Source organism: Micromonospora sp. CNZ285, assembly GCF_004637285.1.
In genome coordinates this window covers 2,508,597-2,522,022 of record NZ_SPQD01000001.1, presented here as the reverse complement: position 1 = coordinate 2,522,022, position 13,426 = coordinate 2,508,597, and the positions used below count along the sequence as shown (strand labels likewise).

General features: G+C 73.8%; 12 protein-coding genes. 4 read left to right on the top strand and 8 right to left on the bottom strand.

Annotated elements, in window-relative coordinates; translation table 11 throughout:
* The first annotated feature begins 25 nt into the window (after positions 1-25).
* A complete protein-coding gene (locus tag CLT75_RS11425) occupies positions 26-2,059 on the top strand; it encodes a hypothetical protein (RefSeq protein WP_135240781.1) in 2,034 nt (677 codons plus the stop codon).
* Here CLT75_RS11425 and CLT75_RS11420 read toward each other — a convergent pair.
* Both CLT75_RS11420 and CLT75_RS11410 read right to left on the bottom strand, forming a co-directional pair.
* On the bottom strand, positions 1,987-2,391 hold the full coding sequence (locus CLT75_RS11420; protein WP_486485133.1) for a TetR/AcrR family transcriptional regulator: 405 nt from the start codon (positions 2,389-2,391) through the stop codon (positions 1,987-1,989). The two genes, CLT75_RS11425 and CLT75_RS11420, sit on opposite strands and share 73 nt — an antisense overlap.
* A 376-nt stretch (positions 2,392-2,767) precedes the next feature.
* A complete protein-coding gene (locus CLT75_RS11410) occupies positions 2,768-5,632 on the bottom strand; it encodes a CHAT domain-containing protein (protein WP_135240780.1) in 2,865 nt (954 codons plus the stop codon).
* Positions 5,633-5,964: 332 nt separating this feature from the next.
* Here CLT75_RS11410 and CLT75_RS11405 point away from each other — a divergent pair, with 332 nt between their 5' ends.
* The 3 genes from CLT75_RS11405 to CLT75_RS11395 all read left to right on the top strand — a co-directional run bounded on the left by CLT75_RS11405 (position 5,965) and on the right by CLT75_RS11395 (position 9,239).
* On the top strand, positions 5,965-6,366 hold the full coding sequence (locus CLT75_RS11405) for a hypothetical protein (RefSeq protein WP_135240779.1): 402 nt from the start codon (positions 5,965-5,967) through the stop codon (positions 6,364-6,366).
* 74 nt (positions 6,367-6,440) lie between these two features.
* Positions 6,441-6,836, top strand: coding sequence for a hypothetical protein (locus CLT75_RS11400; protein ID WP_135240778.1), 396 nt, complete (start codon positions 6,441-6,443; stop codon positions 6,834-6,836).
* Positions 6,837-7,097: 261 nt separating this feature from the next.
* Entirely contained in the window at positions 7,098-9,239 is a 2,142-nt protein-coding gene (locus CLT75_RS11395) for a S8 family serine peptidase (RefSeq protein WP_135240777.1), read from the top strand.
* A gap of 23 nt (positions 9,240-9,262) precedes the next feature.
* Here CLT75_RS11395 and CLT75_RS11390 read toward each other — a convergent pair whose 3' ends face one another.
* From CLT75_RS11390 to CLT75_RS11365, 6 genes are all read right to left on the bottom strand, one after another.
* Positions 9,263-10,162 (bottom strand): GlcNAc-transferase family protein, encoded by a 900-nt coding sequence (locus CLT75_RS11390; protein ID WP_135240776.1) that lies wholly within the window; start codon positions 10,160-10,162, stop codon positions 9,263-9,265.
* On the bottom strand, positions 10,159-11,091 hold the full coding sequence (locus CLT75_RS11385; RefSeq protein WP_135240775.1) for a hypothetical protein: 933 nt from the start codon (positions 11,089-11,091) through the stop codon (positions 10,159-10,161). The genes CLT75_RS11390 and CLT75_RS11385 overlap by 4 nt, the downstream gene beginning before the upstream one ends.
* Positions 11,092-11,212: 121 nt before the next feature.
* Positions 11,213-12,130: a hypothetical protein gene (locus CLT75_RS11380; protein WP_135240774.1), complete on the bottom strand. Its 918-nt coding sequence runs from the start codon at positions 12,128-12,130 to the stop codon at positions 11,213-11,215.
* Positions 12,127-12,630 (bottom strand): type VII secretion system-associated protein, encoded by a 504-nt coding sequence (locus CLT75_RS11375; protein WP_135240773.1) that lies wholly within the window; start codon positions 12,628-12,630, stop codon positions 12,127-12,129. The genes CLT75_RS11380 and CLT75_RS11375 overlap by 4 nt, the downstream gene beginning before the upstream one ends.
* Positions 12,627-12,992, bottom strand: a complete 366-nt coding sequence (locus CLT75_RS11370; protein WP_135240772.1) for a type VII secretion system-associated protein — start codon at positions 12,990-12,992, stop codon at positions 12,627-12,629. Before CLT75_RS11370 ends, CLT75_RS11375 begins: the two co-directional genes overlap by 4 nt.
* A gap of 57 nt (positions 12,993-13,049) precedes the next feature.
* Positions 13,050-13,373 carry a YrhB family protein gene (locus CLT75_RS11365; protein WP_135240771.1) on the bottom strand — a complete coding sequence of 108 codons (324 nt, stop codon included), beginning with the start codon at positions 13,371-13,373 and terminating at the stop codon, positions 13,050-13,052.
* Positions 13,374-13,426: the final 53 nt, after the last annotated feature.

Sequence of the window (13,426 nt, the reverse complement as noted above, 5' to 3'; positions counted from 1 at the left end):
CCGTCCGATGTCGAAGGAGACGCGCGTGCGCACACCCCGACGGCTCCGTCTCGCCGTGTCCGCGCTGGTGACCGCGTCGGCCGTGCTGCTCGGCTCCGGCGCCGCCGCGGCGCCGTCCGCGCCCCCGGCGCCGGCCGGGCAGCGGTCCTGCGACCCGATCGACCCGGCGGCCTGCCTGCTGCCGTTCCCCAACGACTACTTCACCGTGCCGGACCGCAGCACCCCGACCGGCAAACGCGTCCGGTTCGCGGCCTCCGCGATGCCCGCCAACGTGCGCGGCGTGCCGATCGACCCGGCGGAGTGGAACCGGCAGGACGGGTTCAGCCCCGGCTCGCCGATCCTGGCGCGCGTACCCGGCCTCGACGCCGCGCGGACCCGGATCGCGCCGGTCACCGACGTCGCGCGCTCGCTCGCGCCGGACGCGCCGATCGTCCTGCTCGACGCCCGCACCGGCAGGCGTACGCCGTACTGGGCCGAACTGGACGCGCACGCCGCCGGCAACCCGGACCGGCAGGCGCTGATCATCCGGCCGGCGGTGGCGCTGACCGAGGGCGCCCGGTACGTCGTCGGCCTGCGCGGCATGCGCGACGGCGACGGCGCGCTCATCCCGGCGCCGAAGGCGTTCCGCGCGTACGTCACCGGTGCCGGCGTGGACCGGCGTGACCCGCGCGCGCCCCAGATGAAGCGGATCCTCGCCGACCTGAGCCGGGCCGGCGTCAAGCGGCACAGTCTCTACCTGGCCTGGGACTTCACCGTCGCCAGCCGGCAGGGGCTGACCGGGCGGATGCTGGCGGTCCGGGACGGCGCGTTCGCCGCGCTCGGCCGCCGCGCGCCCTCGTTCACCGTCACCCAGGTCACCGACTACACGCCCGAGCAGGACCCGCTGATCGCCCGGCAGGTCACCGGCACCGTCGCCGTACCGTCCTATCTGACCGGCGACGGCGGGCCGGGCTCCCGGCTGCACTACGGGCCGCCCGGCGGCGACGGCACCCCGCCGACGCCGAACGCGCTGCCCACGCCGTCCGGCACGACGGTGGCGGCCGACTTCGTCTGCAACATCCCGCGCAGCGCGTCCGCCACGAGGCCCGCGCACCTCTCGCTCTACGGCCACGGCCTGCTCGGCCGGCCGACCGAGATCAACGCCGGCAACGTCAAGACCATGTCGCAGACGTACGACTTCACCTTCTGCGCGACGAGCTGGATCGGCATGGCCGCCGCCGACGTCCCGTACGTCGCCGGCGCGTTCACCGACCTCAGTGCCTTCCCCGCAGTGGCCGACCGGCTCCAGCAGAGCTTCCTGAACTTCCTGTTCCTGGGCCGGACGATGATCCACCGCAACGGGTTCGCCGCCCACCCGGCGTTCCGCGACGCCGCCGGGCGGCCGCTGATCGACGTGGCCGGCGGGCTGCACTACGACGGCAACAGCCAGGGCGGCATCAACGGCGGCGCGCTCACCGCCATCGCCCAGGACTGGACCCGCTCGGTGCTCGGCGTGCCCGCGATGAACTACTCCACGCTGCTGCAACGCAGCGTCGACTTCGCCCCGTTCCAGACCGTCATGGACGGCTACTACCCGGACCGGATCGACCAGCAGATCGTCTTCGGTCTGCTGCAGATGCTGTGGGACCGGTCCGAGGCCAACGGGTACGCCCAGCACATGACCGACCGGCCGCTGCCGCGTACCCCGGCGCACCGGGTGCTGATGCACGTGGCGTTCGGCGACCACCAGGTGTCGACCGTCGCGGCGGAGGTGCAGGCGCGCACCATCGGCGCCCGCCTGCACACCCCGGCGCTCGCCGACGGCTGGTCACCGGACGTGCGGCCGTTCTGGGGCATCGCGCCGATCCGCAGGTACCCGTACGCCGGGTCGGCGATGGTGGTGTGGAACAGCGGAGCCGCGTACGCGCCGCCGCCGACCAACCTGGCGCCCGCCGGACCGGAGTACGGCGAGGACTCGCACGAGTTCCCGCGCGCCCAGCCCGGCGCTCAGCGGCAGAAGGCGGTGTTCCTGCTCACCGGCAAGGTGATCGACGTCTGCGTGGGCGGCCCCTGTCCGTGACGCGCTCGGCCGGGCGGGCCGCGCGGCACGCCCCGAGCCGGACGAAGCCGGCGACCACGTCGGCAAGCGGCTGGTCGAGCACCAGCGCCGCCGGTGCTCCGCCGGCGCTGGTGCAGGGCCTGGTAGAGGCCCTCCTTGCCGGCGAAGTAGTAGGAGATGAGCTGCTGGTTGACGCCCGCGCGAGCGGCGATCGCGCCCGTGCGGGCGCCCGCGAAGCCGTGTTCGCCGAACTCGACGAGCGCCGCGTCCAGGATGCGCTCGCGCGTGCGCTCGGCGTCGCGTCTGCGCTGATCGCCGCCGGTGGCTCCGCGCTGCTGCCGGCGCAACTCCACCGGCGACCGGCTCGTCGGGGCCCCGAGGGGCGGGGGAGGAGGGCGATGGCGGCCGGACGGGGTGAGGGCCTGCCGCGTCCACCGTCGAGGTCGGGCCGCGCCACGCTCCTGGAACTGTTCTTCGACCTGGCCTTCGTGGTGGCTCTCGCCCGGGTCTCTCAACGCTTCGCGGCCCTGGGCGCCGACACCGGGTTCGGCGTCGCACGTGGTGACGGTCTCGCGGCCGGGCGCCGTCGCGGAGCCGATGAGACCGCGACCGGCCACACCAATGTCCTAGGACGCTCTAGGTGCTATGCCGACCGTCACAACGCGGAGAGCCGCCCCGAGGTCGTGGGCGTCGGCTCAGATGCGCACGCGCAGATGCGCTGGATCGCGGTCACGCCCCCGTGTACGCGAACGCGGCCCAGTACCTCGGATCGACGTAGGGGCGGTCGTCCGCCTGGCCGGGCGGCTCGACATCGGGCAGCAGGGCGGCCAGATCGGTCCTTGTGGCGGTACGAAGCCACCGCTGGGCACGGCTGAGCGCGACGGCGGGCTCGCAGCCCTCCTGGCACCACAGGCGATAGAACGTGATCATCAGATAGGTGGTGGCGAGATCGTCGACAGACCACGCGGTCGCGATCACCCCGGCGAACCCGATCTGGATCAAGGCTGAGGGCAGACCGACCGTCTCGTTGGGCAGGGCTGACCCGCTGCGGTTGGTCTGACAGGCGGACAGGACCGCCAGACGGCGGCGGCTCGGCTTCAAGGTCCGGCGTAGCTCCTGAAGTGTGACCTGCCGGTCCGCGAAGTACAGCCTGCTGTCCATGATCGAATCAGGGTCGACGCTGCCGTGGCAGGCGATGTGCCACACGGTGTGTTCGTCAGCTGCGGCATGGAACTCCGCCCACGTGCAGCCGTGCCGTGGCGATGTCGGCCTGCCGTTCCAGCTGCGGGTGATCTCGGCGGTCTCCCGGCCGACATACCGAAGGTGTTCGCCGAGGCTCGTGCCGTGCCCATCGGGTACGTCGATGGCGAGCAGTGTCTGCTCCGGGCCGGCGAGTTGCCGGACCGTGTTGCGGCATCGTCGCAAGCTCCGGACGTTCGGCGCGTACCGGATCGCCGAGAACTGTCCGACGTGACGCCACTCGGTGTCCTCGTCACCAGGGATGCCGGCCACGCCGGCGGCATGCAGCGGCAGGAGGCTGAGGAGGCCGACGGGCACCAGCGTGACCACCTGTCCCCTCGCGCTCCACAGGACGACGTTCCTCAGCCCTGCCTCCCAGAGTGTGCGAAGCGCCCCGGCCGTCCGATCGACGCTTCTCACTTCGAGCGGTTCGATGTCGCGGAGCCCGGGCAGGAGTGGGCTCGTCCGCAGAGCGACGGTGCGACCGGATGCCGTCCCGGTCCCGGCGGCCACGTCGCGGACCAGCTCGGCCACCGTGGCCCGGTCCAGTTTGGGCAGATCGACGTACTGCGGGTCGTGCCGTGCGGCGACCACGAGCGCGTACCCGCCGGCCTTCGCGGCGCCGAGGTAGACCAAGGCGCCGTCGTCGGTCTCGGCGGCGATGGTGTCGTAGTCGGCAAAAAGGGCGAGCGGGTCTGCTCCGGTCACCGCCGCGACGCGCCGGGCGACGTCACGGAGGTGCGACCACGACTGCCGTAAGTCGGGGGACGAGAGGCGCGTCCGATCGTCGAAGTCCTCGACGGCATGCCTGTACTCCTCCGCGAGGTCCGCCCGGCCGGCTGCTCGGAGGCGCTGGAGCACCGCCGCGTCGTCCCGGCCGATCACTTCGGTCAGTCCCACCGCCCGGCCGGTCTCCAGCGCGAGCACCGCCTCCCGGTAGCGTCCGGTGCGGGCCAGCCAGTATCCGGCCTCCTCGGCGTACTCCTGCGCGGCGGCGAGGACCCGCTGCTTCGCGCGTGCTCCGTACCGCGTGACGGCGTCCTGGGAGGCCAGATCCACCAGGTGCTGGTACGCCTCGGCGGCGTACTCGGGATCACCGGTGCCGACGGCCCACTCCGCCCATGCCACCGCCAGCCGGGCCCGCGCCGCAATGGTCCCGGTGACATGCATGGACTCGCGCCACGCGCCGTGCCGGTGCTCGTCGTTCGGAGTGTCGGCCAGCGCGTCCCGGGCGGACAGCGCCTCTTGAAGCAGTTGGCGATCATCCGCGTCAGGGTGGTGCCAGGGGCGGCACCGGCCACGGATCAGGCGCACCGCTTCGCGTATGTCGCCGTCGGCGGACGGAGCCCCGGACGACAGGGCCCGCCGCAACAGCAGCCTGGCCACAGCGGCGTCTGCGGTAGTGGTACGGCGCCACCAACGCAAGCCGGCGGCGCGGCCTGACCGGCACCATCCGATGCCCTCGTCGAGTCGATGCGGATGGCAGCCCGCCACGACCAGTCCGAGCGTGGCGAGGATCTGTGGTCGCAAGGCCCGAGAGAGCCTGTCCTCGGCTCGCGCGCCGCTCATCAGTTCCGCGACTGCCGCATCGAGGTCTCCGGTCAATACATTGCGTCGGCCCTGCAGCAGACGTACGAGACCCCTGCTGGAACCGGCGAGGTCGAGCCGGTCGATCAACTGATCGAGCGGCGCGGTGTCGTCGTGGGTCTCCGCCGTGGCGATGGCTGCTTCGGCGACAGCGAGGACGTGGTTCTCGTCGGTCAGGTCCTCGGCGGCGAGGTTCGCCGTGTCTCCCGTTGTCGCGTGCCTCGAGCGGAAGACACGCGGTGCCAGGACGGCCGGCATGCCCTCCACGAGAGCGGAGGCCGATGACCTGTTCCGTTCGAGAGTGGCACGAGTGTCGTGCAGCGCCCGTATCTCGGCGATGTGCCGAAGGTCGCGGTGATGGTCGTTCGTCAGGACGCCGGAGATGCGGTCCGCGAGGTCGCGTAGCGCGGTGAGCAGTGCGTTCTCCTGCGGGTGCCCGATCGAGGATTCGCGCTTCAACACCATCAGGCACATGGATACGTAGCCGCGAGCCGCCGTTCGTGTGCTGTTGTCCTCGTCCACGTTCCGGGTGTCGATGAACGGATGAACGCTCAGCAGGTCCTCTATCGCCAGGTCGAGGTCGTCGAACACGCTGGCGACCAGGACCAACTCGTGCAGCCTCCACGACGTGAGGTTGAAGCCTTCGGTGCTCTGCCACTGCGGCAGCCGGGCCTGACGGTGCGCCAGCCACGCCTGTCGAGCGGCGGCGGGGTCACCTCGTAGGTGCGCGTCCTTGTACGCCCAGACATGCCACTCGACTTCGGCCATCTGCCGCTGGTTGTCGTCCGGACCGTTGAGGTCGTGCCTGATCCGATGTCCCCTGGCCTCGTGCGCCCACGGTTCCTCGAAGGTCGCGTCGGTCCGCCTTCCGCACGTCGGGCACGGGTGCGGCCACGACCGGGGCGCCGGTACGTCGTTGGTCCAGCAGCCGTCGTGGCGGCACTCCCAACCCCGCACTTCCGCCTCGGGTGGCGCCAGGTATCCGTAGGAGGTACGTGGCGGGCGTCGTACCAACGCGGCTACCGTCCTCTTCGCGTCGCCGGCACCGACTGCCGGTCCTCGTCGCTCTACTGACGGACAGCTGTCCGTCAGCACCGGGCATGGCATTCTTCCGACGACCGCCCAGCTCGCCGTTTCCGGACGACATGGCGCGGTGGCTCGACCTCTTCGGCCGGTACTCGTTCGACGTGCACGGCAGCGGAATCGACGACAGCGGCATGTGGGACCGTTTCGGATCGCTGTACGAGTACGCGACCAGCGACCGCGAGGGCTTCCTGGCCGCCCTGGGCGACCTCGTCGCCGACGATGCGGGCGGTTTCGCGACCTTCGGTGCGGCCCGGCTCGTCTGGGAGATGTTCGGCGGGGACGCGCTGGCGATTCCCGCGGCGCTGCCGCTGATCGACGCGGGCATCGCCTTCAAGGCCTCACGAGGGCTTCCGGTATCCCTGCTCACCGGCTACGAGCAGCAACGGCTCCAGCAGATCCGCGCACAGCGCGGCTGAGTCCCAGCCGGCGACGACGTCATCCGATCGCAAGGAGGAAATGAACCGTGGAAGGACTAATCTGCTTCGGCATCGTGGCTGCACTGATCGGCTTCTTCGTCTGGCAGTTCATCGAGACGCGGAACGCCGTCGCGACCACGGTCGTCGACACCACGTGCGATCCCACCCAGGCGGTCGAGGCCGTACGAGAGGCGTTCGGCGGTCCCCGCAGCGTGCTGTGGACCGGCACGAGCGGCCCAGGAATGATCAACATGCGGCGACGTGGCTTCCGGGGTGGTGTCACAATGTCGATCGACATCGAACCACAACCGGGCGGGGGTTCCCGTGTGGAGATGTGGGCGTCGAGAACGGTCGAGTACATGGGGATCCTGGTGAACTTCGCCGGTGTGGTCAACCGGCGGAAGACCGTCATCGCGCGGCTGCTGGCCGACGCGGAGAGCGCGAGGGCCCAGGGCGGCGTCGGACAGTGACACCGGAGCCGTAGATCCCGTCGTTCGCGGAGGGCCTCCGGCCCTCCGCGAACGACGGCGTACTCGACCGGAGCGCCCGGCTGGTGCACCACCACCGCCGTGCATCGGGGAGCCGCGATGCTAGCCTGCCCGTCTGGTATGGACAGTCTTCTCGACCGGGTTCAAGAGTGGATCGATGACGGATGGTTCGGACGCCCGGCGTCCGCGGCACCACGCGACGTCCGGGACCACGCCCGTGACCGGCACCCGAGGTGGCCGCGGATGACGCGTACCGCACCGGCTGTCGTCCGGGCCTCGCTCGCCGCCGTCGTCGCGTCGGCGGTGCTCGCGCTGACGCCTCTTCCGGCGTCGGCGGCCCGCCCCGACGGCGACCCCGTCAAGTTCTACACGGTCGAGGCGGCCCACCAGGGCGAGCCGGAGAACCTCACCGAGATCGCGGAGCGGTTCCTGGGGGACGGCGCGCGAGCGGCCGAGCTGTTCGCGCTCAACAGCGGGCGGATCCAGCCGGACGGCGGCACCCTCACCGACGGCGCCCGGCTCCGGGCCGGCTGGGTGCTCGTGCTGCCGTGGGACGCGTACGGCAGCGAGGTCCGCCAGGGTGTGCCGCCGGCCGCGAAACCGGCGCCGGGTACGTCCACGCCGGACAAAGGGCAGCGCACCGCCGACGGTGACGCGGCCGCCCGCCCGCCGAAGGGGTGCCGCACCGTCACGACGTCGCGCGCCACGTCGTCGTGGGCCGGTCCGCGCGTCGCCGCCGACCAGGCGTGGGCGCACAGCCGGGGCCGGGACCAGCTCGTGGCAGTCGTCGACTCCGGCGTCGCCGGCGGCCTGGCCCCGCTTGCCGGCCGGGTGACGACCGGCGTCGACCGGGCGACCGGCGGCGCCCGCGGTGACACCGACTGTCTCGGCACCGGTACGGCGATGGCCGGGCTGATCGTGGCGCAGCCGGTGAAGGGGTCGACGGTGGCCGGCGTCGCGCCCGACGCGGCGGTCATGCCGGTCCGGGTGGCGGGCAAGACTGCCGGCGCCTCGGCCGCGGCGAGCGCGGCGGGCATCAGGGCGGCGGTCGGTTCCGGCGCCTCCGTCATCGCGGTCGGGCCGCAGGTGGACCTTGGGCAGACCGAGGTGGTGACCGCCGTCAACGAGGCGGTCGACGCGGGCGCGGTGGTCGTGGTGGGCGCCGCCGGTGAGCAGGAGCCGGCGGATCCGGACGTGCCGCTGCGCGACGCGGTGCTGCGCGTGGGCGGGATCGGGCCGGACGGGGACACTGCCGACAGCTACCGGTCCGGCGGCGTGGACGTGGTCGCGCCGGGCGTCGACGTGACAAGCCTCGGCATCACCGGCACCCGGCCGGTGACCGGCACCGGCACGCACCACGCCGTCGCGTACGTGGCGGGGCAGGTGGCGCTGATCCGGTCGGCGTACCCGGACCTCGACCCGGCGCAGGTCCGCAACCGGGTGCTGAAGACGGCGAAGACCACAGGCGGCGTCGCGCCGGAGATCGACCTGACCGCCTCCGTCACCGCAGTGCTGCCCGAGGAGGCGCCCCGGGCGCGGGCGGCCGAGCAGACGTCCGGCTCCACCGCAGGGATCGGCCGCCGGGCGGCGTTGCTGGCGCTCGCGGGGCTGGCGGCGCTCGCCGCCGTCCTGCTGGGCCTGCGCGCGCGCCGCCGGGCGGGAGCGGGCGACGGTGCCGGATCATCCGAGGCGGCACCGGGCGCCACGACTGCCGGGTCCGCAGGCGCGGTCCCGGTGGAACCCGCCGTGACCCGGGTGGATCCAGCAGTCCCCGAGGCGGCGCTCGCCGAGCAGGCCGGCCCCGACCGGGCCTACGCCGCCCCGGCATCCGCCCGGCCGGCCGTCGCCGCTGCCGAGGACACCGGGCCCGCCGACACCGGGTCGGCCGCCGCCGCCGTACCTGCTGGCACCGCCCCCGAGGACACCGTTCCGGGCGACACCGGGCCGGCCGTGACGGCGGCGGTGGCGGAGTTGAGCCGTGACCCCGCGCTGCGGCACCTGGCCGCCGACGAGGCGGGGATGGCGTACCTGGCGGAGACCCGGCCGGAGGCGCGCGAGAAGGCGCTGATCGGCCTGGTGCCGGGCATGGACGACGAGACGGTCGCCGCGCTGCCGGCGATGGTGACGGCGCTACCCGGCACCGACGAGCAGGAGCAGTCGCTCACCGGTGTCCTGGTGGACGTCCGGCGTCACCTGCGCGGCGACCCGCTGGCGCTGGACCGGGCGCTGGTGCGGGCCGGGAAGGTCCGGTGGCAGTCCCAGTACGAACTGGCCGAGCACGTGACGTCCTACGCGCGGCAGCATCCGGAGCTGGCGCGGCTCGCCACCGCCATCGCCGAGACCCGCTGGTCGGGCGGCGCCCAGGAGCCGGCGCGGGGCACCTGACCAGACCGGCGCGGGCCGGCCGGTCAGAGCACCACCAGTTCCTGGGCCAGCATGTCGGTCCACGTGCGGCGGGTGAAGTTGCAGCCGGTGTGCGCCACGAACTGCTCCAGGGTGCGTACCGGCCCGATGCCGAGCCGGTCCACCGGCGGGGTGTGCAGCATGTAGAGCACCCGGCGGCGGCTCAGCTCCTCGTAGCGGGCCCAGTCGTGCTCGACGTGGTCGCTCCAGTGTCGCGGCCGGTCCTGCCGGATGTAGTAGTGCCAGGTCAGCACCTCGGTGGGGTGGAACAGGTCGTAGCCCCACGTGAAGGCGCGCAGGGCCAGGGTGATCTCCTCGCCGTGGAAGTAGATGCCCGGGTCGTAGGGCACCTCGGTGACGAACGACCCGGGTGCGAAGAGGAACCCGGCGGCCAGGAACAGCGCCGGCTTGGGCGGTACGCCGGGCGCGGCACCCTCGATCAGGCGCTGGCCGAAGACCGGTACGCCGACGTTCGTCCAGTCGTTGACGACGATCTCGGCGGGCGCGCCCGCGCCGGTGAACTCCTGATCGGGCTCGTAGCTGGGCGGGTACGCGGTCAGGACCGGCTTCGCCGCTCCGGTCTCCCGCGCCATCCGGATCATCCGCACGTCCCAGTCCGGCGCGAACCGGGTGTGGCTGTCCACCTGCAACAGCCAGTCCTCGCCGCCATACCGCTGGAACGTCTTGTCCCGGGCCCAGCAGGCGCCGCGGCTGTCCCGGGCGTCGTACTCCTGCACGTCCACCTGCGGCAGGTCCCGGATGGCGGAGAGGTCCTCGTCGCCGAGGTGCTGCCAGCACACCGCGATGCGGACGTCCTCCGGGCGCGCCGCCTTGGCCAGGCAGTCCAGCACCGTCGGCACCAGTTCCCGGTCCCGGTACGACGCGATCGCCACGAAGATCGTCACGCGTCCGCCTCCGCCGGGACGAGGGCGTACGACTGGAACAGCAGCGCCAGCGCGCGGTGCTCGTCGGCCGGGTCGGTGGCCGGCAGCAGGTCGCCGCGCGACCGGATGTGGGCCAGCAGGTCCGGCTCGGGCGCCAGCCCGTACGCCTGGAGGTAGTAGGCGACGGACTCGGGCCAGAGCCAGCGCCCGTCGGTGCGGTAGGTCATCGGCACGACCCGCCCGCGTGCGGGCTCCACCACGTCGGGGCCGCGTGCGGTGGTGGCGAGCACCGGCGTGCCCGCGTCCAGGTACGCCGCCGCCCGTGCGAGATCGGTGCCGGACAGCCGCTCCCGGTCCGGCGCGAAGCGCGCACCGTCGTCGTCCACCTCGTCGAAGACGCGGGCGATCCGCAGCGGCTCGGTGTCCCGGCCGGCCCAGAGCAGCGCGCCGGACCGGCGGGCCGCCGCCGAATACGGCGGGAGCTTGTCGCCGGGGCGGTACACCTCGACCAGCGGCGCCGAGATCCAGGCCCCGGCGAGTGCCCGCATCACGGTCGCCGCCGTCGCGGCCTGCGGCCCGGTGGTCTCCAGCACGTAGACCGGCGCGGGCGGGATCACCGCGGCGGCCCACTCCGGGGCGATCCGCCATCCGCGCCACAGCGCCACCGCGCCGGGCTGCTGCCGGACCGCCGCGACCGCGACCCGGTCGGTGTCGTCCATCAGGCCGTCGCGGCCGGTGAGGTCGGTCAGCGGCGGCACCCGCCCACCGAAGACACGCGGATTCGGTACGGCGGACGCGAACGTGAACGGCAGGTCGACAGGTCCGGGCGGCTCGGGGAGGGACACCGTGCCGGTGTCGGCGAGCCGGAGCCGCGCCTCGGCGAGCATGGCGTCCGGCACCCGGCCACCGAGGTGCAGCAGCGCGGTGTGCAGCTCGTCCTGCTCCGTCATTCCCGGCCTCCTCGCGTCCTCGTCGGCGGGCGCATTCGACCACGCCGGCAGCCGGGAGCGCCGGGCCGCACGAGGGCTCGTGCCCGAGAAACACCGCGACCCGGGCCGTTCGTGCATCCGGTTAGAGCGCGCCCGCGCGTACCAGGGCGGCGAGTGCCCGGTGGACGGCGACCGCGCCGGCCGGCGCGGGTGGGTCGGCCCGGCACCGCCGCAGGTGCCGCAGCAGACCCTCGTCGGCAAGCGCGCCCTCGTCGAGCAGCCGGTCGGCCACGTCGGCCGGCCAGACCCAGGCGCCGTCGGTGCGCAGGTGCGCGGTCAGGGCGGGCGCCGACCGCAGGTGGGTGACGAACGCGGCGACCTCGTCGTCGTCGACCGGCAGCCGGGCGTCCCCGTCGACGGCCAGGCGTACCTCGCCGGGCGGCTGCGGGGCCCAGATCAGCGCGGACCGGGACCGGGCCGTCCACTGGTACGCGGGCAGCGGCAGGTCGGGCCGGTACACCTCGACCGGCGCGGCGTGCCCGGCGTCGGCGAGCGCCCGCTGTCCCCGGCCGGCGACGGCGGGCAGCTCGTCGTCGGGCACGATGGCCTCGACCAGGTAGACGCGCACGGCGTCGACGGTGCCGTCCGGCTCCCGAGTGATCCGCCAGCAGCGCCACACCCCGGTGGTGAGCGCCGGGTCCAGCACGTCGAGCAGCGCCCGGTCGAGGTCGTCCACGGTGCCACCGGCGGTCTCGTCCACCACCGGTGGCCCGGCCGTCGCGTACAGCGGCAGGTCGGCCGGCGGGAACGGGACGAACAGGGCCGCCGGGTCGGCGTCCACGTCCTCGTCCGCCGCCGGTCCGGGCAGCGGCGTCTGCGGGGGCAGCAGCGCGGCGAGCGCCGTGATCTCCGCCGCGGACTGCGGGAACGCGCCGAGCAGCCCGGCCGCGCAGGCGCCGTGGTCGCCGCGGGCGAGCAGGGCACGCAGGCCGGCGAGGTCGTCGTCCGGGATCCGGCCGGCGGCGCGCAGGCAGAGCAGGTGCAGCAGGCCCGTGCTCATCGCGTCACCGCCGTCTCGCGCAGGAACGCGGCGGCCAGCCGGGCGGGCGCCGGGCCGCCGGGGTTGACGAGCGCGTCACGGTCACCGGCAAGGGCGGCCAGTTCCGCCAGGTCGAGCAGCCGCCAGCCGGGCGCGGGCACCGGTGCCCGGTGGGGTTCGCCGGTCGCCACCACCACGCACCGCCCGTCGTCGGGGGCGTGGACGACGAGCGGCCGCCCGTCGCCGTTCACGGCCAGGTGCAGGCTGGACGCGCGTAGCACCGCCCGCAGGTGCGCCGGCTGCGCCGTACCGGCCGCGATCAGGCGCAGCAGGGCGTCGAGCGGGTCGGCGGGGGAGTCCGGGAAGTGCCGGCGGTAGTCCGGGTTGCGCCGGAACTCGCCCACCTCGCCGTCCTCGCCGACGTGCCACACCCCGAGGACCGCCTCGAACGGCGGCTCGTCGTCCTCTTCGTCTGCCGGCCACTCCGGGTCGAGCAGGAACACGAACTCGTCGTCGCTCATCCGCCCGTTTCCTCGTCCGCGTACCGGAGCGCGTGCCAGACGAGCGCGGCGGCCAGCCGTACCGGCTCGGGGCCGTCCGGGTCGACCAGGACGTCGATGCCGTCCGGCAGCAGTTCGGCCAGCTCGACCGCCTCGACCCGGCGCCACTCGGGCGCGAAGGTACGCGCGCGCTCCTCGTCTGTGGTCGCCACCGCCACGCACGGCTCGTCGTCGAAGGAGCGGACGACGAGTGGACGGCCGTCGCCGTTCATCGCGAGGTCGAGCCGGGAGCCGCGCAGCGCGGACTGCACCTGCTCGATCGTGGCGTCACCGCGCATCATCCGGCGCAGCAGCACGTCGAGCGGCTCGGCGCTGTCGGTCATGGTTCCTCCAGGTGGCGGCGGCCCGCCGCGGGGGCACGGCGGGCCGCCCGTCCGGGCTCAGGCGAACGGGTCCGGTGCGGCCGGGACCGGCACCGCCGGCAGACCCTCCCGTGTGGCGTACTCGTTGAGCCAGCGCTCCAGCGGCGGGCCGGACGGCGCCACCCACGGCTCGGCGCCGTTCTTCGGCACGACCAGCGGGCCCACCGCGAGCGCGTCCATGATGCTGCCGGTCTCGGTGGCCCGGACCGTGTTGAACGGGTAGACCCAGCACCACTCGTACTCGGCCGGTGCGTCCGGGGCGAGCAGCGTCAGCGGCTGCCCCGGGTTCTCCAGCCCGCGCAGCGCGGCCTGCGCCCGGTTGCGGGCGTCGTCGGCGTTCATCGGGTAGTCCTTCTCTGTCGATGGTGGTCGGACGGGTGCCCGCCCCGGCCGCC